Annotated in this window: 27 protein-coding genes and 1 pseudogene; 7 read left to right on the forward strand and 21 right to left on the reverse strand. The window is 69.4% G+C overall.

Annotation, left to right across the window (positions count from 1 at the left end; genetic code table 11):
* Positions 1 to 14: 14 nt before the first annotated feature.
* The 9 genes from ACFPFQ_RS02490 to ACFPFQ_RS02530 all read right to left on the reverse strand — a co-directional run bounded on the left by ACFPFQ_RS02490 (position 15) and on the right by ACFPFQ_RS02530 (position 5,568).
* Complete coding sequence (locus ACFPFQ_RS02490) at positions 15 to 383, reverse strand: hypothetical protein (protein WP_379614246.1); 369 nt, start codon at positions 381 to 383, stop codon at positions 15 to 17.
* On the reverse strand, positions 380 to 634 hold the full coding sequence (locus ACFPFQ_RS02495) for a hypothetical protein (RefSeq protein ID WP_379614248.1): 255 nt from the start codon (positions 632 to 634) through the stop codon (positions 380 to 382). Before ACFPFQ_RS02495 ends, ACFPFQ_RS02490 begins: the two co-directional genes overlap by 4 nt.
* An 86-nt stretch (positions 635 to 720) precedes the next feature.
* Positions 721 to 999, reverse strand: a complete 279-nt coding sequence (locus tag ACFPFQ_RS02500; RefSeq protein WP_379614250.1) for a hypothetical protein — start codon at positions 997 to 999, stop codon at positions 721 to 723.
* A 62-nt stretch (positions 1,000 to 1,061) separates the two neighbouring features.
* Positions 1,062 to 1,883 (reverse strand): FtsK/SpoIIIE domain-containing protein, encoded by an 822-nt coding sequence (locus ACFPFQ_RS02505; RefSeq protein ID WP_379614252.1) that lies wholly within the window; start codon positions 1,881 to 1,883, stop codon positions 1,062 to 1,064.
* 138 nt (positions 1,884 to 2,021) lie between these two features.
* Positions 2,022 to 2,837 carry a hypothetical protein gene (locus tag ACFPFQ_RS02510; RefSeq protein ID WP_379614254.1) on the reverse strand — a complete coding sequence of 272 codons (816 nt, stop codon included), beginning with the start codon at positions 2,835 to 2,837 and terminating at the stop codon, positions 2,022 to 2,024.
* A gap of 116 nt (positions 2,838 to 2,953) precedes the next feature.
* Complete coding sequence (locus ACFPFQ_RS02515; protein WP_379614256.1) at positions 2,954 to 3,271, reverse strand: hypothetical protein; 318 nt, start codon at positions 3,269 to 3,271, stop codon at positions 2,954 to 2,956.
* A gap of 43 nt (positions 3,272 to 3,314) precedes the next feature.
* A complete protein-coding gene (locus tag ACFPFQ_RS02520) occupies positions 3,315 to 3,653 on the reverse strand; it encodes a hypothetical protein (protein ID WP_379614258.1) in 339 nt (112 codons plus the stop codon).
* A gap of 125 nt (positions 3,654 to 3,778) precedes the next feature.
* Complete coding sequence (locus ACFPFQ_RS02525; protein WP_379614260.1) at positions 3,779 to 4,342, reverse strand: flavoprotein; 564 nt, start codon at positions 4,340 to 4,342, stop codon at positions 3,779 to 3,781.
* On the reverse strand, positions 4,339 to 5,568 hold the full coding sequence (locus ACFPFQ_RS02530) for a helix-turn-helix domain-containing protein (protein ID WP_379614262.1): 1,230 nt from the start codon (positions 5,566 to 5,568) through the stop codon (positions 4,339 to 4,341). The genes ACFPFQ_RS02525 and ACFPFQ_RS02530 overlap by 4 nt, the downstream gene beginning before the upstream one ends.
* A gap of 1,665 nt (positions 5,569 to 7,233) precedes the next feature.
* Between ACFPFQ_RS02530 and ACFPFQ_RS02535 the strand changes: the two genes are divergently transcribed.
* Complete coding sequence (locus tag ACFPFQ_RS02535) at positions 7,234 to 7,827, forward strand: hypothetical protein (RefSeq protein ID WP_379614264.1); 594 nt, start codon at positions 7,234 to 7,236, stop codon at positions 7,825 to 7,827.
* Here the strand turns inward: ACFPFQ_RS02535 and ACFPFQ_RS02540 are convergent.
* The 3 genes from ACFPFQ_RS02540 to ACFPFQ_RS02550 form a co-directional block, all read right to left on the reverse strand.
* Positions 7,817 to 8,128, reverse strand: a complete 312-nt coding sequence (locus ACFPFQ_RS02540; protein WP_379614266.1) for a TSUP family transporter — start codon at positions 8,126 to 8,128, stop codon at positions 7,817 to 7,819. The two genes, ACFPFQ_RS02535 and ACFPFQ_RS02540, sit on opposite strands and share 11 nt — an antisense overlap.
* A gap of 33 nt (positions 8,129 to 8,161) precedes the next feature.
* On the reverse strand, positions 8,162 to 8,374 hold the full coding sequence (locus ACFPFQ_RS02545; protein WP_379614268.1) for a TSUP family transporter: 213 nt from the start codon (positions 8,372 to 8,374) through the stop codon (positions 8,162 to 8,164).
* Between the two features lie 451 nt (positions 8,375 to 8,825).
* Positions 8,826 to 9,392, reverse strand: a complete 567-nt coding sequence (locus ACFPFQ_RS02550) for a TetR/AcrR family transcriptional regulator (protein ID WP_379614270.1) — start codon at positions 9,390 to 9,392, stop codon at positions 8,826 to 8,828.
* A 54-nt stretch (positions 9,393 to 9,446) separates the two neighbouring features.
* On the opposite strand from ACFPFQ_RS02550, the gene ACFPFQ_RS02555 reads away from it, so the two are divergent.
* Positions 9,447 to 9,974, forward strand: coding sequence for a GNAT family N-acetyltransferase (locus tag ACFPFQ_RS02555; protein ID WP_379614272.1), 528 nt, complete (start codon positions 9,447 to 9,449; stop codon positions 9,972 to 9,974).
* Here ACFPFQ_RS02555 and ACFPFQ_RS02560 read toward each other — a convergent pair.
* The 3 genes from ACFPFQ_RS02560 to ACFPFQ_RS02570 all read right to left on the reverse strand — a co-directional run bounded on the left by ACFPFQ_RS02560 (position 9,914) and on the right by ACFPFQ_RS02570 (position 11,579).
* The gene (locus ACFPFQ_RS02560; RefSeq protein ID WP_379614274.1) at positions 9,914 to 10,414 is read right to left on the reverse strand and encodes a GNAT family N-acetyltransferase; all 501 of its coding nucleotides are present in this window, start codon (positions 10,412 to 10,414) and stop codon (positions 9,914 to 9,916) included. The two genes, ACFPFQ_RS02555 and ACFPFQ_RS02560, sit on opposite strands and share 61 nt — an antisense overlap.
* Positions 10,411 to 10,584, reverse strand: a complete 174-nt coding sequence (locus tag ACFPFQ_RS02565) for a hypothetical protein (RefSeq protein WP_379614275.1) — start codon at positions 10,582 to 10,584, stop codon at positions 10,411 to 10,413. Before ACFPFQ_RS02565 ends, ACFPFQ_RS02560 begins: the two co-directional genes overlap by 4 nt.
* A gap of 245 nt (positions 10,585 to 10,829) precedes the next feature.
* Entirely contained in the window at positions 10,830 to 11,579 is a 750-nt protein-coding gene (locus ACFPFQ_RS02570; RefSeq protein WP_379614345.1) for an HAD-IIA family hydrolase, read from the reverse strand.
* Between the two features lie 176 nt (positions 11,580 to 11,755).
* Between ACFPFQ_RS02570 and ACFPFQ_RS02575 the strand changes: the two genes are divergently transcribed.
* A complete protein-coding gene (locus ACFPFQ_RS02575; RefSeq protein ID WP_379614347.1) occupies positions 11,756 to 12,502 on the forward strand; it encodes a hypothetical protein in 747 nt (248 codons plus the stop codon).
* A gap of 61 nt (positions 12,503 to 12,563) precedes the next feature.
* Entirely contained in the window at positions 12,564 to 13,763 is a 1,200-nt protein-coding gene (locus ACFPFQ_RS02580; RefSeq protein WP_379614277.1) for a cytochrome P450 family protein, read from the forward strand.
* Positions 13,764 to 13,776: 13 nt separating this feature from the next.
* Here the strand turns inward: ACFPFQ_RS02580 and ACFPFQ_RS02585 are convergent, their stop codons facing one another.
* The 4 genes from ACFPFQ_RS02585 to ACFPFQ_RS02600 all read right to left on the reverse strand — a co-directional run bounded on the left by ACFPFQ_RS02585 (position 13,777) and on the right by ACFPFQ_RS02600 (position 16,937).
* Positions 13,777 to 14,595, reverse strand: a complete 819-nt coding sequence (locus tag ACFPFQ_RS02585; protein WP_379614279.1) for an Fpg/Nei family DNA glycosylase — start codon at positions 14,593 to 14,595, stop codon at positions 13,777 to 13,779.
* A 2-nt stretch (positions 14,596 to 14,597) separates the two neighbouring features.
* A complete protein-coding gene (locus ACFPFQ_RS02590) occupies positions 14,598 to 15,083 on the reverse strand; it encodes a ribose-5-phosphate isomerase (protein ID WP_379614281.1) in 486 nt (161 codons plus the stop codon).
* Positions 15,084 to 15,199: 116 nt separating this feature from the next.
* Positions 15,200 to 15,772, reverse strand: a complete 573-nt coding sequence (locus tag ACFPFQ_RS02595) for a DUF937 domain-containing protein (protein WP_379614283.1) — start codon at positions 15,770 to 15,772, stop codon at positions 15,200 to 15,202.
* 94 nt (positions 15,773 to 15,866) lie between these two features.
* Positions 15,867 to 16,937 carry an AI-2E family transporter gene (locus tag ACFPFQ_RS02600; RefSeq protein WP_379614285.1) on the reverse strand — a complete coding sequence of 357 codons (1,071 nt, stop codon included), beginning with the start codon at positions 16,935 to 16,937 and terminating at the stop codon, positions 15,867 to 15,869.
* 348 nt (positions 16,938 to 17,285) lie between these two features.
* Between ACFPFQ_RS02600 and mobA the strand changes: the two genes are divergently transcribed.
* The 3 genes and pseudogenes from mobA (at position 17,286) to ACFPFQ_RS02615 (ending at position 20,735) form a co-directional block, all read left to right on the forward strand.
* The gene (gene mobA, locus ACFPFQ_RS02605; RefSeq protein ID WP_379614287.1) at positions 17,286 to 18,065 is read left to right on the forward strand and encodes a molybdenum cofactor guanylyltransferase; all 780 of its coding nucleotides are present in this window, start codon (positions 17,286 to 17,288) and stop codon (positions 18,063 to 18,065) included.
* 153 nt (positions 18,066 to 18,218) lie between these two features.
* Positions 18,219 to 20,132, forward strand: a complete 1,914-nt coding sequence (locus ACFPFQ_RS02610; protein ID WP_379614348.1) for an ABC transporter ATP-binding protein — start codon at positions 18,219 to 18,221, stop codon at positions 20,130 to 20,132.
* A 4-nt stretch (positions 20,133 to 20,136) separates the two neighbouring features.
* Positions 20,137 to 20,735 (forward strand): annotated as a pseudogene (locus tag ACFPFQ_RS02615) (superoxide dismutase).
* 49 nt (positions 20,736 to 20,784) lie between these two features.
* On the opposite strand, the gene ACFPFQ_RS02620 reads toward ACFPFQ_RS02615, so the two are convergent.
* Together ACFPFQ_RS02620 and tatA are read right to left on the reverse strand one after the other, a co-directional pair.
* Complete coding sequence (locus ACFPFQ_RS02620) at positions 20,785 to 21,138, reverse strand: twin-arginine translocase TatA/TatE family subunit (protein WP_379614289.1); 354 nt, start codon at positions 21,136 to 21,138, stop codon at positions 20,785 to 20,787.
* Positions 21,139 to 21,149: 11 nt separating this feature from the next.
* Positions 21,150 to 21,440 (reverse strand): Sec-independent protein translocase subunit TatA, encoded by a 291-nt coding sequence (tatA, locus tag ACFPFQ_RS02625; RefSeq protein WP_379614291.1) that lies wholly within the window; start codon positions 21,438 to 21,440, stop codon positions 21,150 to 21,152.
* Positions 21,441 to 21,650 lie beyond the last annotated feature (210 nt).

Here is a 21,650-nt window from a genome sequence, read left to right on the forward strand (position 1 = left end):
GATGGGAGTCGCCGTCAACGACCGAATGTGGTGGGTTCGTCGATCGTCGGAAGGTTCGCGAGGGTGATGGCGTCGGAGACGCCGCATTGGTCGCAGTGGCAGACCAGGCCGCAGCCGTGTTCGGCGTGGCCGGGAAGTAGTCCCTTGCAGCGACACGGCGCCCAGGGGCTCCAGAGGTGGCCGAGCCGGTCGCACAGCTGGATCGCTGAGCAGGGTGGGCAGTTGACGATGCCGGATTCGGAGATGACCCAGCCGGTTTCGGCGAGGTAGTTGACGGCGTCGTCTTCGGTGTCGAAATGGACGACGTAGTCGGCGGTTTCGTCGAATTCTTTCCGGCAGTCATCGCAGCTCACGATGAAACAGGCAGCACGACGGATCGTCATCGCAGGTCTCCGAATCGTTGTGGCGCGAATCGCTGTTGTGCGGCTTGGCGGGTGATGCCGAGGCGGGTGCCGATGTCGGCCCAGGAGTAGCCGGCTTCCCGTAGCCCGGTGATGGCGTTGCGGATGGCGTCGTCGACGTCGGTCGCGAGGTGGGCCAGCGTGGTGAGTCCTTCGATGTCGCCGGTGGCGATGCGGCGGCCGTGGGCGGCGAGGATGCGGCGGGTGAAGGCGGCGTAGTCGTCGTTCTCCACGACGTTGCGGTGCCGGGTGCGATGCGGAGCAGGGTCTGCCCCGGAGTGGCGATGTGGCGTCAACAGCGGATTGACACTGGAGGCGGTCACGAGCGCGCCCCGGTGAACGTGCTGGCCATCGGCTTGTCGACGCTCACCGGGCCGGTGTGGCGGTGGCGGCGGGCCACGATGATGGGCCGGAACAGCGGTCCGATGAGTGCGGCGAGGATGCCGGACAGGCTCAGTGCGGCGAGCACCACGATGGCGACGGTGGTGGCCTGTTCCTTGAGCTGTGGTGATGCCTGTGCGGCGTTGCCGAGGATGACCAGGACGGTCACGGCGAGCGCGGTCAGCGTGATCGGCTGAGTGATCTTCCGGGCGTTCATGGGCAGACTCCTCCTGTGAGCGGAATAGCGACGGCTATTCCGGCGGGGTTGGCGAGAGTGGTTTAGGCGGCGTTTCCGCGGCGCATCAGAGCGGCGGCGATGATGTACCGGATTTGGGCGTCATCGAGGTAGGCGGCTTTGAACCGGCGGGGTATTCCACCTTCGGCGAGTAGCCAACCGACGCCGTGGTCCTCGGGGTGAATGGTGCGGGCGCTGTAGCCCTCTTTGGCCCATCCGACCGACAGCACGATGTCGGAGCTGGAGTCGGTGGTGCAGCGGAACGCGACCCGGAACCCGAACAGGTCCCGCAGGCTGGTCGGGATGATGTCCGCCGACGGGCGCTGAGTCGCGGCCACGACGATGATCCCGGCGGCACGGCCACGGGCGACGAGGTCACGAACGAGGGTTTTGAACTCCTCCTGCTCCTCCTTGGAGCCGATGGTGACGGAGAAGAACGCGAGTTCGTCGATCACGCAGAGGATGGCTTCAAGGCCATCGGTGCGCAGGATCTTGCGGCGGCCTGCGACGTCGAGCAGGTGATACCGGATGTCCATCTCGGCCTGCAGCTCGCGCAGGCGGGTGAGGGCGTCGCGGATGGAGTTGCCGACGAACACGTCAGCGACCGGGCGCCAGAGCCCGAGTTCGACGGTCTTGCCGTCGAAGAGCCACAGCTTCACGTCCGAGCAGAGCGCGGCGTGGGCGATGACGGTGTTGAGCAGGCTCGACTTGCCGGAGCCGGGTTCGCCTCCGATGAGCAGGTTGCGGTACATGAGGGTGACCTCCACTGGGAGGCCGTTCTCGTCGATCCCGAAGTGGATCGGGTCGTAGATCGACAGTGGGCGACACGGGGTGGGTCCGCGTCGGCGGCGGCGGTTGCTGGTCACGGTGATCAATCCCTGAGTGTCGTGTTGGTGTGGTGTCGTGGTGGTGCTCCTTGGGTGGTGCTGGCGGAATGGATGCGCGCGCGGTCCCCGGTGTGGGGGTGCTGGTGCTCGCATCGACTCCGTCGCGTTGAGCGGAGGTCAGATGTAGTCGCTGACGTCCACTCCTCCGAGCCCGGCAACTGCGGGCGGCTCAGGGTTCGTGCTGGCCGTGCTGGGCGCTGTGGAGCCGGCGTTCTTACGCATTGACCGGGATGCGGTCGGTGCCGGTGCTGCCGCCTGGGCAGGGTGGGCGACGGTGTTGCGGCTGGGCAGCGGGACGACGGTGCCGTCGTCGATGAAGTCGTCGGGGTCCAGGGCCAGCCCGTGGATGACCGAAGGCGTGATCAGCGCGGAGGTGGACAGCGGGTCGCGGCGGACGATCTCGATGATCACGAGCGCGGCTTGCGCGCGGTTGGGGTGGACGCGGACATCACGGGCCCAGCAGGCGGTGGCCAGCTCAGCGGTGACGTTCTCGATGTCCTTGACCGACATCCCTGCCGGGAGCCACACTCGGACGCGTTCCCCGACCGGGGATGGGCGTGACCACAGCAGGAACGGCATCCGGCCGTTGTGGGTCATGGTGCGGGTTTGCGCGAACGCGGCCCTGATGCGATGCCGGGTGGTGACACACCACAGTCGGCGTTGAGTGAACCGGCGCGAGGCCGGGACGATCACGATGACGGCCGTGGTGCCGCCGATGATCCAGAGCGTGGCGTCCGGGCCGACATGAGGCCGGAGCATCACGATCGCGGTGATGATGACTGCGATGAGGGTCAACTCCGCACGCATGCGGATCAGGAACCCGAGAACCCGCAGGACGGGGTTGGACTCCGGGCGGGTGAAGAACTCCACCGTGCCTGTACGGCGGGAGGACCGGCCGAATGTGCCGGTACGCGGACGTGACGTGCGTGCCATGATTGGTTCCTCTCACTCATTACCAGTGGGGTGAGGTGACAGAGGCGGACGCGGGGCCGTTCAAGGTCGGGAAACCGGCGGTCCCGTGTCCACCCCTGACGTTCACGTGCTGAGGATCAGAAGCCGATGTTCTGCTCGTCCTCGATAGCCAGGCGGAATGCCACCGCTGACTTGAGCTGACCCAGGTAGGTCATGGCGATCTCCATGCACTCCGTGGCATCGACCAGACGGCCGTAGCGGACGGCAGTGCCATCACTCACGATGTCGGCGGCCAGCAGAAACTGTCCGGCCTGCATGGCGGCTTCCCATGCGATGTCGTTCAGCGAACGCTCGATGGTGCGCCACACCTTGGTGGTGTCGAGCTGGGAACGGCGTTCCTTCGCGTCGTTGGCGGGCTGCGGGATGGTCGCGGCCTTACCGTTGGATTCGGACATACCAACTCTCCTTTCACTCGGTCGATGGTCGGTGCGGACGTGATCAGTTCGCAGACGGCGAAGGCTTGGCGCCGTTGATCGGGACGACGGACTTGGCGCGGTACGCCACACGTGCATTGCCGTTCTGAACCCACGGCATCGCCTGGAGACGCTCCACCGAAACGCGCTGACCCTGTGTCACCTTCGGCGGCTCAACAGCTGCCACAGTGACCAGAATCGTCTCCGCGTCGGAGTCGGCCCAGGCGACGAGCTTCCCAGCAAACAGCGGCAGGTTCGTGCCACCCTGCTTGTCCCGACGGTGAACACCCTCCTTGTCCAGACGCGGCTCGAACGGGCCGCAAGCCTGAAAGTCCGTGGACGAGGTGTCGATGATGAGATCCATGACTGCTGTGCTCCTCAGAGGATCAACTTGCAGGATGCGCATCCGATCGGATGTGCAGTACAAGTTGACGCCCGGGAACGCAGAAGGACCCGGACAAACTGTCCGGGTCCCTTTGTCTTCGCAGGTCAGAGGCTGTTGGCCGCTACCTTGATCCTTTCGCGGATCGTTGCCCATGGCAGATCACGGCCAGGTGCGCTGCGCGGCTCATGAAGCTGCCACACATCATCCCCATAGATCAAGTCGGCACCGACGCGGCGGAGCCCGGCGATGTGAGACTCCCACGCTGGTTGCCGTGCGTGCGCGGCATTGATCCTCGGAAAGATGACGACCGGGAGACCCCGCGTGCCGAGTGCTTCGCCGAGCATCGTCAAGGCCTGGTTGTCAGCGATGCCGAGAGCAAGCTTGGCAACCATGTTCGCCGAGGCCGGTACAACGGCGTAGCAGGTGACGGGCGGGTGAGGGCTCGTCTCGCCGGGCATGCGTGGCTCAACGCGGACCGGGAAGCCGGTCACCTTCTCGAGCCGATCGCCTTCTCCGGAGGCGTCCAGCCAGGCGCCGGCTGTGGGCGTCAGCGTGACGGCCACTTGCCAGCCTTCGGCGATGAACGGCTCGACCAACTCCGTTCGCACGAACTCGATTCCACCCGATGCCGAGCAGACGAGCCCGAGAGTGTGGGCGGTGCTCGTCATCGAATCGCTCGGCATCGCTCCGCGAGCCCACCCAGCACGGACGACGAACTCTGACCACTACCGGCAGCTCTCCGGTACATCGTCTTGACCGTCTCGCGCACGACGGGATTGTGGCGTACGAGCTGAGGCGCCATGTCCTCAGCTTCACGCAGCAGCTGTGTCGCGTCGCCGTCCTGCGCGATCAGGCTCAGGGCGCGGGCGACGTCGATCATGTGCGAGACCTGTCGTTCGGCAGGGAGGTTCGGAGCAGTTACTTCCTGCCCGTGTCGAGCGACGTAGTCGACATCGCCGAGGTCCAGCAGCGTGGAGAGGCGGTGCAGCTCGACGTTGGTAGGGCCGAATCCGGTCTGCCAATAGTTGCCGTCATGACCGAGCAGGGCTGCGGCGCGGGTGGCGCGGCTGATTAGTTCGGTGGTCGCGGCGCGATCGTGTCGTCTCGCAGCAGCGACGGCCGTCCTCAGTCGCAGCATCCCCAACAGGCTCAATGCCGCCGGATCGTTGTTCGCGAGGTGCGGGCGCATCCATTCCGCAGCGGTGTTTCCGAGCTCTACGGCGTCGTTGAAGCGCCCCGAAGCCAGGAGGGCATGTGTTGCTGCCCGAGCAGCTGACGCGAGCACAAGTGGGTCGTCCGCCTGATCAGCGGCGTGCATGGCGCGTTCCGCAGCGATCCAAGCCAGATCCGACTCACCGACCTTGCTCAGGGTCGTTGCCGCCAGGTGGTGCGTGCGAGCAGAAACCGCCCATCCCCCACGCGTGTCAGTCGTTGCGGCGTCTTCCAAGTCCTGCGCTGATGAGATCAGGCGTGGAAGCTCTGCGATGACGAGACCAAGACGGCCCTGTTGGTAGTTCGTCCAAGCGTGCTCAACGAGCCGAGCTGCACGATCCGTCGGGAGCGGAGGACGCGCCGGTGGTTGCTGGAACAGCGTCCGGGAGAGCCGCCGTGGCGTCATCAACGCGTCACGGATCGCGGGGATGTCGTCGTCGTCCTGGTCATCCTCGACAAGGACCGGTTGACCGAGCAGATCACCGAGTTCGACACGAAGTGCGCGAGCCACTTCCGTCACGATGTCTACACGACGAATATCGCGGACACCGCGCTCTACCTTGCTGACCCAATCCTCGGACCTACCCACGAGATCGGCAAGCATGCGCTGACTGATTCCACGACGACCACGGTAGAACGCAATACGTTCCCCGATACGCATTTCATCACCAGCACCACGCACGCCTCAATTTTACCACGCACGAGGCACCTGCGAGGCGGATTGGCGAAGTCGCGTGCAGCGGGGCCAAGATCGTTTCCAGGGTCACGCCGTGATCTCACGTAGATGCGGTGAGGACTTTCTATACGTCTTCAAGCCGCGCCCTGCCGGGCACGGACCGGACTGCGGCCGAACGGCAATCGCCCCCTGACCCTCCGGCCTGACGGCCTCTGGGCGGGGGCGAACCTATGGACCGCCGGCTACGCGCCGGTGGGTGGGCGTGAGGCGAGTGGGGTCATCCCCGCTGGCCGCAGATCGTCTTAGCGTGCCCGAACAGCGTCAACCCCGCTACGCGTCCCGATCCCGCCAGTGGTGTCGTCGAGCATGCATGGACCCAGCTCCGTCGTGGCCGGGTAGCGGGATCGGGAGTTCCGGGTTGACGCCGCCCAGTCCCGCCAAGTGCTGGCCAGGACCGCGGGAATGGGCCAGGGTGCATGATTCGGAGCGTTGTCGCGAGATGTGAACGGACAAGGCCTCGCCGCAGCGCTAGAGAGGTCGAGGGTTAAATAGGTTTTCCCGATCACGCCGCTTCCAGACGATAGAGTCGGCCGCTTGGCTCGACGCTTGCAGAGCCTCGGCAGCAATCCGTTTTCCGGCCTCAGAGTCGAACTTTCGACTCGTTCCCATAGAGTCTCTTTCCCATAGTCGATGCCTAGTGTCTTCAAACAGAAATCCAAAGGTAGTAGAGGCTGGAATTACCACATGAGGAAAGACGGTTGTTACACTGTAGATAATTGGACCTTCAGTGGTAGGTGGCACATGAAGGATCTTGCCGAATGCATATCGTGGAGAATCGTCCCCCTGACTATCAAGCCTCAAATATGGCACGACTGCATACACTGGCAGCTTACTCTGATTCAGAATCGAGAAACGAATATTATAGACATGGTCATAGTGACTCGGCGGCTCTCCCGGCAGAACTGGACCGTCCGAAAGCATCCGGACCGGATGAATCGCCACCTCCCAAGCGTGAAAGAGGTCAGCTTGTTCACGTTCACGCTCCTCTTCGAGGCGCGTCAATTGAGTCTGAGCGATTTTGGCACTACGGCGCGAGGCATTGGAAGAACGGATCGCAAAGAAGAGAGCGAACGCCGCTATTAATCCCGCAGTGTAGCCGGGGGCATTTCCCGTGACGAGCCATGTCCAGAAATCAGGCGGGAGTTGCGAGGGCACTATTGGAGGCACTACCGGGGGCACTGCTACACCTTAGACCGTCCAAGAGTCACCAACATTCACGACGTCCAACCTGGTCAAGCAACACCGCACGCCTCTCTGACCATGAAGGCGGCAACCTGACTGCAAGATCATGCCGATTTTGCGAGCTGCCAGCCGGAATGCGCGGTCCCGGCTGCGGGTGCCTGTAGCAACCGTGTAGCAACGGTCTCCTCCAGTGACCGCCGTGGACAGTCGTGATCACCATCCGGCACTGGTCAGACGCCTGTCCCGCACCGCTCCACACGGCTTGCCGCAGCTTTGGGAGCGAGGGGCCGTGGGTTCGAATCCCGCCACCCCGACCAGGGTCCGTGGTCGGCACGACGTGGGGCCCGGAGTTGCCCTACCGGTCGCCCTGCTGGCCATGGCCGGCTTCGTGGTCGGGCTGCTCGCGCCCTCCCCCAGATCGTGATCCCCATGCGCGTCGCGCTGGCGGGCGGCACCCGGCGGGGTCGGGTGGTCGGGACCGTCCAGGCCGGCCTGCTCGTCGGCCTGCTGGCCTCACGCGCCTACTCCGGAATCCTGGGGAAATGTTGGGTGGCGGGTGGTGTTCGTGGCATCCGCGCTGCTCACCGCGGCGCTGGCGGTGCTGGCCAGCATGCCGTCGCTGCTGCCAGGGCGCTGACGTCCCCGCCGGCCGGCAGGCTGGCCGACCGGATCGGGGGTCGCTCCACACTGGCGATCGTGCTGGCGATCGCCGTGGCCGGCTGGGCGGCGCTGGCGTTGGGTCATCGCGAGCTCGGGTGGCTGGTGGTCGGCACGGTGCTGCTCGACGTCGGGGTGTGGAGCAACCAGGTCGTGAACCAGACGATGCTGTTCGCCCGCGACGGTGCCCTGCACAGCAGGCTCAACACGCTCTACTTCAGCACCCGGTTCCTCGGGATCGCTGCGGGTTCGACGCTCGGCGTCGTGAACTGGAGCGCCTACGGCTGGCCGCAGGTCGGGCTCGTCGCCGTGACGTGCCTGGTGGTGGCGGCGCCGATCGCCTGCTCGCGGGCGGTCAGCCGCTGAGTGCGAGCACGCTCTCCACCGCTACCACGGCCCCGACCGCCAGCAGCATCCCGGAGAACGCCGTGGCGAGCACCGGGCCGGAGAAGCGGTCGGCCAGCCCTGCCGTCGAGTTGAGTGCGATGACCAGCAACGACGTGCCGATCGCGCCGGCCATGGGCAGTCGCAGCGCGATGACCAGCGCGGGAACAGCCAGGAAGCCGCCTCCGACGCCGAGGAAACCGGTGCGGAAGCCGATCAGCATGCCCAGCCCGACGACCTTCACGACCAGCACCGCGGCCGTGGCGCGTACCGCGGCCAGCACCGCGACGCCTGCGAACGCCAGCAGCAGGACCGGCTACGGGACGTGCCGGTTGGCCAGGCTGCCCAACCATGCGGCCGGGATGCCGGCCGCGCCGAACGCCAGCCCCACCCGCCACCGCACGTCCCCGGCGACGGCGCGCACCGCAGTGCCGACCACGGCCGTCACCCCGACGATCACGAGGCTGCCCGTGGTGGCGCCCTGCGCGCTCCGGCCGAGCAGGTAGACCAGCACCGGAACGGTGAGCACGCCTCCGCCCCCGCCGAACGCGCCGATCAATGCCGATCAGCAGGCCGACCCCGGCGGCGGCAAGCAGCACGGCGCCTCCCTCGGCATCATCTCGACACGTGGTCTCCGCCCGGCAATGTACGGTCATTTATTCGGGGCGGCAAACCGTCCAGCGGGGTGCGGCCGAGACCAGTTAGAACGGCACCGAGCCCGCGTGCGCCGCGGCGACGGCGGCGGCGATGCGGGCCAGCAGCCTGCGCAGCCAGGTGGGGCGCGACAGTGGAGATGCAGTGCTCATGAACCTGTCCTCAGGAACCGGGGGCGGGGGGCTCGGTAGCGCCCCGGTCACCTCGGACGAGGTCAGCGGGTGCGCGCGAGCGGCCGACAGAGCCGGTCGTCGACCGAGAGCTGGTCCATCGCGAGCAGGCACACGCAGAACGTGTGCCGAGGCGCGGACGAGGCGGTCATGTGCTCAGTGCACCACTTCCCCATCCGGTTGCGCAACGCGCGCCAGCTGGGCGTGGACGGCGGCGGTGGTGCGAGCGACGTCGCCGGTGGCCAGCAGGTCGAGCAGGGCGCCGCGCAGCAGTGCCAGCACGGCCGTCCCCGCGACCGGGTCGTCCTGCACGTCCACGAGGATGCGGAGCCAGCTCTCGACGCTGCCGGCGGCGTAGCCGGCCCACGCACCCACCGGCTCGACGAGCGAGCGCGCGTACCCCTCGACCCACAGCCGCAGCAGGTCCCGGTGCTCCGGGTCGGCGAGCCAGCCCCAGATCGCCCGACCCACCGCCGCGAGTCCGGCACCACGCGGGATGGCGTCGAGCAGCGCCAGCTCGTCGACGCGTGCACGCTCGATCACCGCCTGGACCAGCCCGTCCTTGGACCCGAACAGGTACAGCAGCACGCGCGGACTCGATCCGACGGCCTCGGCGAGCGGGCGCAGCGACATGTCGAGCAGTCCGTGGCGCAGCACGTGGGCGTAGGCGAGCTCGAGCAGCTGCGTCCGGCGCGCGGAACCTGGTTGCGATGCGTCGGGCACCCGGCCATTCTGCACTGAAACAAGTGTTTCAGTGATCGTTCTCGGAGGTGCACCGTGTCGGACGCAGTGATCCGGCCGCTCGGCAGGCCCGGCGACCTCGGCTGGGTCGTGATGGCCCACGGCGAGCACTACACCGCGGAGTACGGCTGGAGCCCCGCGTTCGAAGCGCACGTGGCGCGCTTCGTCGCCGACTTCGCCGCCGGCCACGACACGACGCGGGAGGCGGCGTGGATCGCCGAGGTGGGCGGCAGGCGCGTCGGTTCGGTGGCGTGCACGGCGGGCGAGCCGGACACCGCCCACCTGCGGGTGCTGCTGCTCGACCCGGCGGCCCGCGGCCACGGTCTGGGGCGGCGGCTGGTGGAGACCTGCGTCGGGTTCGCCGTCGACGCGGGCTACCGCCGCATGCAGCTCTGGACGACCGACGTGCTCGAGACCGCGCAGCGCATCTACCGGGCCGCGGGCTTCCGGCTCGTCGCCGAGGAGCCCTTCACCGAGTTCGGCCCCGAACTGCTCGGCCGGACCTACGCGCTGGAGCTGCCCGCCGGCACGAGCCGGCGCGCCATGAACACGTCGTCGACGTAGGCGCCGCCCAGCAGGAACTCCTCCTGCAGCACACCCTCCTCGACGAACCCGCACGACGCGTAGAGGTGCCGGGCCACCGCGTTGGAGCCCAGCACCCGCAGCGTGATCTTGCGAGCGCCCCGTTCGGTCGCGGTCGCGACAGCCGCCTCCACCAGCGCCCGGCCCAGGCCGTGGCCGGTGAACCCCGGTCCCACGGCGAGGCCGTTGAGCTGCAGGACGTGGGCGTGCGACGGCACCGGCAGGGGGTTGCTGACCAGGGCGTAGCCCGCCACCACCCCGTCGATGGTGCCGACCAGCACGTTCTCCAGCGGGAAGCGGTCGAGGAAGGCCCACGGCCCGGTCTGGCGCGGCGCCGGGGTGGTGGCCTCGCTCCAGGTGGCCTCGTCGATGGCCACCAGCGCGGCGTCGTCGTCGGGCCGGGCCCCGCGAATCTCGATCATCCGGTCATTCTGAGGTGATCCGGGATACCATCGCGCCACTGGGCCATCGTCTGGCCGCAGTCCGGGCAGTCCACCGCGAATCCGGTGACGTCGGACTCGACCAGTTCGAGGTCGACGTCGCATTCGGCGCAGTTCCACCAGCCGGTGGTGCTCGTGCTCGTGGTCTCCATACCGCCACGGTAAATCACAGCACTGTCATTTCGCCGGATGCCGTCGACGGCGGCTCTGACGCGCGGGTGATCAGCGAGAGAATCCCCGGGTAACGGTGGGGGCTCCACTATCGAGTGAACCCCGCGGGGGGACGAGACGCCCCCGGCCGGTCAACCCCCTCCCTCGACCGGCCTCGGGTCCACGTCGGCCGTGCCAGCCGGCGTGGACCCGGCATCTCGTCCGGTCCCGAGCCGATCCGGCCGGCTCAGAGTTCGGCGACGAGGTCCGCGATCGAGTCGATGACGCGGTGCGGGCGGAACGGGAAGCGATCCACCTCCCCCGCCGTCGTGATCCCGGTGAGCACCAGCACCGTGCGCATCCCGGCCTCCAGACCGGCCACGATGTCGGTATCCATCCGGTCCCCGATCATCGCGGTGGTCTCGGAATGGGCCTGCAACCGGTTGAGGGCGGCGCGCATCATCAACGGGTTCGGCTTGCCGACGAAGTACGGATCGACGCCGGTGGCACGCGTGATCAGTGCCGCCACCGCACCGGTGGCGGGCAGCACGCCGTCGCTGGACGGGCCGACCGCGTCGGGGTTGGTGGCCACGAACCGGGCGCCGTCGAGGATCAGCCGGATCGCCGTGGTGACGGCCTCGAAGGAGTAGGTGCGGGTCTCGCCCAGCACCACGTAGTCGGGCGCGGTGTCGGTGAGGACGTACCCGATCTCGTGCAACGCCGTGGTGAGCCCGGCCTCGCCCACCACGTACGCGCTGCCCCGAGGGCGCTGGCCGTCGAGGAACGTGGCGGTGGCCAGCGCGGACGTCCAGATCGCCTCCTCCGGCACGTCGATACCGGTGGTGCGCAGGCGGAACTGCAGGTCACGCGGGGTGTAGATCGAGTTGTTGGTGAGCACGAGGAACGGGGTGCCCGCCGCTCGCAGCTTGGCGATGAACGTGTCGGCGCCGGGGATCAGTCGTCCCTCATGGACGAGCACACCGTCCATGTCGGTCATCCAGCACTCGATCGGCTTGGGGTCGGCCACAGGTGCAGGGTAGGGCCCAGTGCGGAACGATGCCCGTTGCGTGCCCGTTGTCCTGGTGGACGACCTGATGGGGAGTGGTGGACGTGGTCGGGACGATAGTCACGGTCCTCGTGGTGCTGATCATCGTTGCAGGGGTGGTCTGGCTCATGCGCCAACGCGCCGCGGCACGGGCCCGCGAGCTCGACGATGCCCGGTCGGAGGCCCGCCGGTGGGTGGAGCGGCTCGGCGGGCAGGTGCTCAGCCTCACCGGCACCGATGACGCGTCCCGGCAGGCGATCGCCGACGCCGCGGAGCGCTACACGGCCGCCGGGTCGCAGATGGACCAGGCGCGCAGCGTCGCGCAGGCCCGCCAGGTCACCGAGACGGCCTACGAGGGCCTCTACTACGTACGGGCCGCCCGCACGGCGATGGGCATCGACCCCGGCCCGGAGCTGCCGCCGCTGCCCGGCCAGGAGCGTGCCGGCGCCGTCACCGAGGCGCGGGACGTGCAGGTGGAGGGCCACTCCTACAGCGCGTCGCCGTCGCCGTCGGACCGCAACCAGCACTACTACCCGGGTGGCACGGTCGCCGGGCGGCCGGTGCCACAGGGCTGGTACTCCGAGCCGTGGTGGCAGTCCGCGCTCGTCGCGGGAGCGTGGGGCGTCGGCTCCGCGCTGCTGTTCAGCTCGATGTTCTCCGGGATGGCAGGCGTCGCCTACGCCGACGGGATGTCCGGCTACGACGGGGGCTGGGGCGACAGCGGCTGGGGAGACAGCGGCGCCGGAGACAGTGGCGGGGACTGGGGCGGCGGCGATCCCGGATCGGGCGACGTCGGTGGCGACTGGGGCGGCGGGGGCGGGGACTGGGGCGGCGGCGATTTCGGCGGCGGCGGGGACGCCGGCGGCAGCTTCTGACGTCCGGAGCCGACCGCTGCGGCACCCGAACCAGAGGGCGGCAACGCCTATCGTCGAGATCATGAGCACCGCACGCCGAACGGATCCGTCGCCGTTCACCGAGATCACCGGACCTGCCCGCCACGCCGCCTTCGCCGAGCTCGCCACCACCGGGCCCGTGCAGCAGGTGGACCTGTTCACCGGTGTGCGGGCCTGGGTGTCCACCGGTTACGCGGAGACGCGCGCCCTGCTCGCGCACCCCGACGTCGTCAAGGGTGGGGCGCCGTTCCTCGATGCCGTCTCACCCGAGGTCGCCGCCGCGATGAACACGCACCTGCTCGGCGCCAACCCGCCCGACCACACGCGGCTGCGACGGCTGGTCTCGGCGGCGTTCACGGCGCGGCGGACCGAGGCGCTCGCACCCCGGATCCAGGAGATCACCGACGCGCTGCTCGACGGTCTCGAGGCTGCCGGCCCCGGCCCCGTCGACCTGGTCGCCGGGTTCGCCTACCCGCTGCCGATCACCGTGATCGCCGAGCTGCTGGGCATCCCGGAACTGCGCCGCGACGACTTCCGGCGCTCGTCGTCGATCGTCACCAACGGGGCGCTGCACGGGCTCGACGCCTGGGGCCGGGCCGCCATCGAGATGGTCGGCTACGTGCGGGAGCTGATCGCGGAGAAGCGCGCCGCCCCGGCGGACGACCTGCTGTCAGACCTCATCGCCGTGCAGGACGGTGGCGACCGGCTCAGCGCCGACGAGCTCAGCTCCATGGTGTTCCTGCTGCTCACCGCGGGCCACGAGACCACGGTGAACCTGATCTGCGCCGGCACCCACGCCCTGCTGACCCACCCCGACCAGCTCGCGCTGCTGCGGGCCGAGCCGCACCGGTGGCCGGCCGCTGTCAACGAGCTGTTGCGCTTCGACGGGCCGCTGCAGGTGGCGATCCCCTGGGAGACGGCGGCGCCCGTGCGCGTCGGGGACGTCACGATCCCGGCCGGTGACGTGATCGTCACGGCGCTGCTGGCAGCCAACCGCGACCCCGTGCGGTACCCGGACCCGGACCTGCTCGACATCACCCGCGACGCGAGCTCGCACCTCGCGTTCGGGCACGGCATCCACCACTGCATCGGCGCCCCGCTGGCCCGGCTGGAGGGCCGGATCGCGCTCAGCTCCCTGTTCGGACGGTTCCCCGAGCTGAGGCTCGCCACCGGCGACGAGCCGACCAGGGAGGTCGGGTTGCTGATGAACAAGCTGGTGCGGTTGCCGGTGATCGTCCGGTAGGTGCCCGCGACCGTCAGGCGCTCACGGCGGGCTGGCAGGTGGGACACCAGAACAGGTTGCGGGCCGCGTGCTCGGCGTGCGCGATCGGCGTGCCGCAGACCAGGCACGGCATGCCGGCGCGACGGTAGGCGTAGACCTCGCCGCCGTGCCGGTCCTTGCGGGGCGCGCGGCCGGTGCGGCGCGGATCGTGTTCGGGGGCCACCGTGTCGATCCGGCCGACCCGCACCCCGGCACGCATCAGCACGACGAGATCGGCCCAGATGGCGTCCCACTGCTCGCGCACCAGCGCACGGCCGGGCAGTTGCGGGTCGATGCCGTGGCGGAACAGCACCTCGGCGCGGTAGACGTTGCCGACGCCGGCGATCACCGCCTGGTCCATGAGCAGCGTGGCGATCGGGGCCCGGGAGCGGCCGATCCGGGCCCAGGCGCGGTCGGGGTCGGCGTCGCGGCGCAGCGGGTCGGGGCCCAGCCGGTTCCGGATGGCCCGCACCTCGGCGCCGGTGATCAGCTCGCAGGCGGTGGGCCCGCGCAGGTCGGCGACGTGGGTGGCGCCCACCAGCCGCATCCGGATGAGGCCGCGGGGTTCCGGCACCGGCACCGGCTGGTCGTCGAAGGTGCCGTAGAGGCCGAGGTGGACGTGCACGATCAGATCGCGCTCGTAGTGGTGGAACAGGTGCTTGCCGTGCGCATCGGCGCGGCGCAGGACGCGACCGTCGATCAGCTTGGCGTCGGCCTCGAAGCGGCCCTGGGGACTGCTCACGTGCACCGGCTGCCTGCCGAACCGGCGCTGGTGCAGCCGCGCGAGCCGGTGCAGCGTGTGACCTTCCGGCACGGCTAGCCGGGGATCTGGTCGGCCGGGAGCGTCGGCGGCACCCCGGTGCTCACGTACGCGTCGAGCAGGTCGATGCGCCGCTGGTGGCGCGGCTCGTCGGAGAACGGCGTGGTGACGAACGCGGTGGCGATCTCGGCGGCCTCGTCGAGGGTGTGCATGCGGGCCCCGATGCCGGCGACCTGCGCGTTGTTGTGCTGGCGCGCGAGCGTGGCCGTGTCGACGCTCCAGGTGAGCGCGGCGCGGATGCCGGGCACCTTGTTGGCGGCGATCTGCTCGCCGTTGCCGGAGCCGCCGAGCACGATGCCCAGGCTGCCCGGGTCGGCCAGCGTCCGGCGCGCGGCCTCCACGCAGAACGGCGGGTAGTCGTCGACGGCGTCGTAGCGGATCGGGCCGACGTCGATCGCCTCGTGACCGAGCCCGGTCAGATGAGCGACCAGGTGGGCCTTGAGCTCGAAGCCGGCATGGTCGGATCCCAGATAGACGCGCACGGGACGGAATCCTGCCCTACCGGCCCGCTCCCCTGCGCCGACGGGTCCGTCGAGAACGACGATGTCATGATCGAAAGGGCTCGTTGATCATGGCAACGTCGTTCTCGACGGGGTGGTCACTTGCGGCCGCCGCCGAGCAGGCCGCCCAGGATGCTGCCGATGTCGATTCCACCGGCCGGGGCCGCGGCACCGCCGCCACCGCCGCCGAGCACGCTGCCCAGCAGCCCGCCCAGCACGTCACCGATGCCGCCGCCGCCCGCGGGCGCGCCGGCCGGGGCCGCGGCCGCGCCGCCGCCCGTCAGCTTCGAGGCCAGCCACGACATCACGATCGGGGCCAGGATCGGCAGCAGCTTGGCGATGAGGTCGTTGCCGCCGGTGCCGAGCGCGCCGAGCTGGTTGACGACCTGGCCCTGGTTCGCCCCGAACACGTGGCTGACGATCTTCTGGCCCTCCGCGGTGTCGACCTGGCCGAGGTCGACGCCGCCGTTGACCAGATTGGGGTCGTGCTGCTGCACGGCCTGCGCGAACGACGACGCGCCGCCCGGGTCGTCGGTGTTGGCCTGGATCCCGCCGAGCAGGGCCGGCAGCGCCTGGCGGGTGGCCTGTTCAGCGGTCTGCTCATCGACACCGAGCTGGCCTGCCAGCTGGGCGAGCGGGATCTGGGACAGGATCTCGTCGACTGCACTCACGTCAGGACGCCTCTCTACGGCCACCCCCACGGCGGCGACGCGCCGCAGCCTACTGATCGCGTCCACCACACCGATCGTGAGTAGGGCCCACCGATCAGGGAATGGCGTCCTCGGTCACTTCGAGGGCCGCCTCCGCGGCTGGGGGCTCCGTCCGCGCGTCGAGCTGCTCGCCGATGTAGCGCAGCACCACAGCGGCCGCCGCGGCCGCAGGGACCGCGAGGAACGCACCCGCGATGCCGTAGAGCGTGCTACCCGCGGTGATCGCCAGCAGGACCACGGCGGCGTGCAGGCCGAGGCTGCGGGCCTGCAGGATCGGCTGCAACACGTTGCCCTCGAGCTGCTGCACGATCACGATGATCACCAGCACGATGAGCGCGGTGGTGAACCCGTTGCTCACCAGCGCCACGAGCACTCCGAGTGCGCCGGCCACGATCGCGCCGACGATCGGGATGAACCCGCCGAGGAACGTCAGCACGGCCAGCGGCAGCGCCAGCGGCACCCCGAGGATCAGCAGGCCGCCACCGATCAGGACCGCGTCGACGAGGCTGACGATGGCTTGGGTGCGGATGAACTCACCCACGGTCTTCCAGATCCGCTGCAGCACCTCGGCCAGGTGCCCGCCCGCACCGTCGCCGACGACCCGGCGCAGCCACGGCAGGAACCGCGGCCCGTCCTTGACGAACAGGAACGCGAGCACCAGCGTCAACACGAGGGTGATGACACCGGACGCGATGCCACCGACACCGCTGAGCACCCCGGCGGCGATGGAGCTGATGCTCTGCTGCAGCTGCCCGGTGACCTGCTGCAACACCGCGTCGAGCTGGCCCTGCGCGAGGTTGAGCGGCGGCCCCGCCAGCCAGTCGCGGATCGCGGCGATGCCGCCGGAGGCGCTCTGCACGATCTGGCCGATGCTGCCCGAGACCGACGTGGTGATCAGGGTGATCAGCAGTGCCAGCACCACGATCCCGCTGAGCAGGACGGTGGCCGCGGCCGCCAGCGGTGGGAAGCGGTGGCGCAGCAGCCAGGCCGCCGGTGGCCACATCAGCGTGGCGAGCACGACCGCCAGCAGCACCGGGAACACGATCGACCACAGTGCGCCGATCAGCCAGCCGATCAGCACCAGCCCCGCTGCCACCAGCAGCAGCCGCAGGCTCCATCGCGACATCCAGGTCACACCCTGCCCGATGGCCGAGCCCCGTGTCGTCCCCCGCGTCGCCGTCACGCGCACAGGCTCCCAGACCGGACGAACGGGCGTGATCAGGCGCGCTGGCACTGCAGCCTCATGGAACCTTGTGGCTACCCACCAGTCCAGCCACCTCAGGAGCCCTGTAGCTGCCGACCCGGCACCGCTCACCGCGTCGAGCATCCGCAACGAGATGTCCGTTCGAGCCGCGCAGCCGCGAACACCCTGCATCCAGGAACCCGTCCGGGAAGCCGGGCAACGACCCGAACTCTTCGAGCCGAAGCACACACCCCGGGTGAAAGCCCAGGAAGGCCACCTACCATCACCGGCGTGAGTGCTGGGATCGTGCTGGTCGGTGGCCGCTCCTCCCGCATGGGCACGTCGAAGGCCGCCCTCGAGTGGCACGGATCCACGCTCCTGTGGCGGGCCGCGGCGCTGCTGCAGCGCTCCCTCGACGGGCCGGTGGTGGTCGTCCGCGCACCCGGGCAGGAACTGCCCGACCTTCCCGACGGCGTCGAGGTGGTGGCCGACCCCGTCGAGGGTCGCGGTCCGTTGCAGGGCATCGCCACCGGGCTCGCGGCCGTCGCGGGACGCGCGGAGGCCGCGTTCGTCTGCCCCACCGACATGCCGCTGCTGCACCCGGCGTTCGTGCGCCGCGTGCTGGGGGCACTCGGGTCCGATGTGGATGTCGTACTCCCCGTGGCGCTGGGGTTCGCCCAGCCGCTCGCCGCCGCGTACCGGACGGCGCTCGCACCGCGCGTCGCGGCGCTGGTGGCGGCGGGACGGATGCGCCCGGCGATGCTCTTCGCCGAGGTCGCGGTGCTCCGCCTGGACGAGGCGGCGCTGCTCGCCGACCCGGACCTCGCCGCGGCCGACCCGGCTCTGGACTCCCTGCTCAACGTCAACGAGCCCACCGAGTACCGCCGCGCCCGCGATCGTCCGGCGCCGGAGGTCACGGTGGTGGCGAGCGGCACGTCCACCACCGTCCGGGCGTCGACGCTGGGCTCCGTGGACATCCCCGCGACAGCCACCGTCACGCTGAACGGCGTACCGATCCGGCCCGCTCCCGGGTTCCCGCTCGTCGCTGGCGACAACATCGCCTTGACCTGAAGTTCACTTCAACTCCTAACGTTGCGCCCAGCGAGCGGAACTGTCGGTGCCGCCCGCGAGACTGAACTCCGTCGGCACGCACCGATGAGTTCCGACGGCGGCAGCCGTCTACCCCGTACGGCCGGCGTGGAGCGAGGGAGCAAGCGGATGAGCATGGAGATGACGGCGTGGCACGCGATGTACCAGGCCGCGCACGCCGAGGAGGAGCGCAGGCCGTTCTCCATGGCCACCCTGCGTCGCATCGGGGGGTTCGCGCGGCCCCATCGACATCGACTGGCGGCGTTCCTGGTGCTCAGCGTCGTGGGCGCCGGTCTCGCGGTGGCCACGCCGGTGCTGGCCGGGCGCGTCGTCGACGCCATCGTGAACAACGGACCGGTCGGGGTCGTCGTCGGCATCGCAGTGCTCATCGCGGTCATCGCGGTGGCCGAGTCCGGCCTGGGGATCGTCACGCGCTGGTTGTCGGCCTCGCTCGGGGAGGGCCTGATCCTCGACCTGCGCGCGGCGGTCTTCGACCACGTCCAGCGCCAGCCCGTCGCGTTCTTCACCCGCACCCGCACCGGCGCTCTGGTCAGCAGGCTCAACAACGACGTGATCGGCGCGCAGCGCGCGTTCAGCGACACACTGTCGGGAGTCGCCGGCAACGTCGTCACGCTGGCGCTCACGCTGGCCGTCATGTTGAGCCTGTCCTGGCAGGTCACGCTGCTGGCGCTGGTGCTGCTACCGGTGTTCGTGCTGCCCGCGCGGCGCATCGGGCGCAGGCTGGCGCAGCTGCAGCGCGAGGCCGCCGAGCAGGACGCCCGGATGGGCACCCAGATGACCGAGCGCTTCTCCGCGCCCGGCGCCACGCTCGTCAAGCTGTTCGGGCGCCCCGACGAGGAGACGCGCGAGTTCGTCGCGCGCGCCACCCGGGTGCGCGACATCGGGGTGCGTTCGGCGATGGTGCAGTGGGTGTTCGTCTCGTCGCTCACGCTGGTCTCGGCGCTGGCGCTGGCGCTCGTCTACGGTCTCGGCGGCTACCTGGCGCTCACCGGTGGCATGGCCGCGGGCGACGTCGTCGCGCTGGCACTGCTGCTCACCCGCCTCTATGCCCCGCTCACGTCGCTGGCCAGCGCCCGCGTCGAGGTGATGGGGGCGCTGGTCAGCTTCGAGCGCGTGTTCGAGGTGCTCGATCTGACGCCGCTCATCGCCGAGCCCGCCACCCCGCTGCCGCTGCCCGACGGTGCGCTGTCGGTCGAGTTCGACGACGTCCGCTTCGGCTACCCCGCTGCCGACAAGGTGTCGCTGGCGTCGCTGGAGGAGGTCGCCCAGCTCGACACCCGCGGCGGCGAGGAGGTGCTGCACGGGGTGTCGTTCCGAGCCGAGCCCGGCCAGATGATCGCGCTGGTCGGCTCGTCGGGTGCCGGCAAGTCCACCATCGCGCAACTGCTGCCGCGGCTCTACGACGCCGACTCCGGCTCCGTCCGCATCGGCGGTGTCGACGTGCGCGGCCTGTCGTTCGACACGATGCGCGGCGCGCTCGGGCTCGTCACCCAGGACGGGCACCTGTTCCACGAGTCGGTGCGCGCCAACCTGCTGCTGGCCGCGCCGAAGGCATCCGACGAGGAGATCTGGGACGCGCTGCGTCGCTCCCGCCTCGACGGGCTCGTGGCGTCGCTGTCCGACGGGCTCGACACCATCGTCGGCGAGCGTGGCTACCGCCTCTCCGGTGGTGAGCGCCAGCGGCTCACGATCGCCCGACTGCTGCTCGCGAAGCCACGGGTGGTGATCCTCGACGAGGCCACGGCCCACCTCGACTCCACATCGGAGGCCGCGGTGCAGGAGGCACTCGGCGAGGCTCTCTCCGGGCGCACGGCCATCGTCATCGCCCACCGCCTGTCCACCATTCGCGCGGCCGACCAGATCCTGGTCCTCGAGGCCGGCACGGTCGTGGAGCGCGGCACCCACACCGAGCTCATGGCCCGCGATGGGCGCTACGCGCAGCTGCACCACACGCAGTTCGACCAGCCGGAGGCCATGGCCGCCGTCACAACGCCGTTGACCTCAAGTCCAGTTCAGCTACGAGGCTGAGCGCATGGCTGATTACACGCTGCCCGACTGCCCTACGACTACGCGGCGCTGGCGCCGCACATCGCGCCGGAGATCATGGAGCTGCACCACTCCAAGCACCACCAGGCCTACGTCACCGGCGTCAACACCACGCTGGAGCAGCTGGCCGAGGCCCGTGCCGCCGGCTCGTTCGGCACCGTCAACGGGCTGGAGAAGTCGCTGGCGTTCCACCTCGGCGGCCACATCAACCACTCGATCTTCTGGACCAACCTCTCCCCCGACGGCGGCGACAAGCCCACTGGAGACCTCGCCGCCGCCATCGACGACCAGTTCGGCTCGTTCGACGCCTTCCGCAGCCAGTTCCAGGCCAACGCGCTGGCGATCCAGGGTTCGGGCTGGTCGGTGCTCGGGTGGGAGCCGCTCGGCAAGCGGCTGCTGATCTTCCAGCTCTACGACCAGCAGGCGAACATTCCCGCCACGATCGTGCCGATCGTGCTGCTGGACATGTGGGAGCACGCGTTCTACCTGCAGTACCGCAACGTCAAGGCCGACTACGTCAACGCCTGGTGGAACGCGGTGAACTGGGCCGACGCACAGGCCAGGTTCGCCGCCGTCACCGCCTGACGAGCGCCGGGGCCCGGGGCCGGTCCGACGATCGGCCCGGGGCACCGGCTCAGGTCGCATCGCTGTCGTAGGCGGCGATGGCGACCGGTTTCGTGAGAACCACCGTTGCGGGCACAGCTGGGGCGGGATCGGCGAGGAGGTGGCGCATCACGGCCGCTCGCGGATCGCGCAGTGCACGCAATTCCTGCAACGGCGCGCGCAACTCGGCCAACGGCCGGCTGATCTCCTCGAATTCCGGACCGAGTTCCCGACGGATCTGTTCCTGGGCACCCGAACCGAATTCCTTGACCTTCCGGACGGTCTGGCCGAGCCAGGCAGCAGCGCCCGGCAGCCGTTCCGGACCCAGGATGAACAACGCCGCAACGACGAGCACCAACAGCTTCTCGAAGCTCAGATCGAACATCGCGAATCGCGTCAGTCGCCGGTGGTGGCCGCAACCGGTGCGGCAGCGCGCACCGGCGGCACTGCGTCCGTCGCCTGTGGGAGCGCTGACGTGACGGGATTCGGGGCGGCGGCACCCGGGGTGGCGGGCCTGTCGCCGTCCGTGTCGTCCTTGCCATCGGCAACGGTCTCCCGCACCTCGGCCTTGAGGATCCGGGCCGAGCGACCGAGGCTGCGTGCCGCGTCAGGCAGTCGCTTCGCGCCGAACAGCACCACCACGACGCCGAGAATGATCAGCCAGTGGGTCGGACTCAATGCACCCATCGGATGCCACCTTTCGCTATCACCGGGGACAACGGGAACGCATTCTGCACAGCGGAGCGTAGAGTCGTCGAGCCGGGCGCGAACACCGGGTCCGCGGTTACGGAATTAATTCACGGATCCGTGAACGAAGTCCGGGGATCGCCCGACCGGTCCAGTATCGAACACCTGAACACGACGTTGGGTGAAGTGTGGCGCGCATTCGCGTCATCG

Source organism: Pseudonocardia sp. GCM10023141 (genome assembly GCF_042653605.1).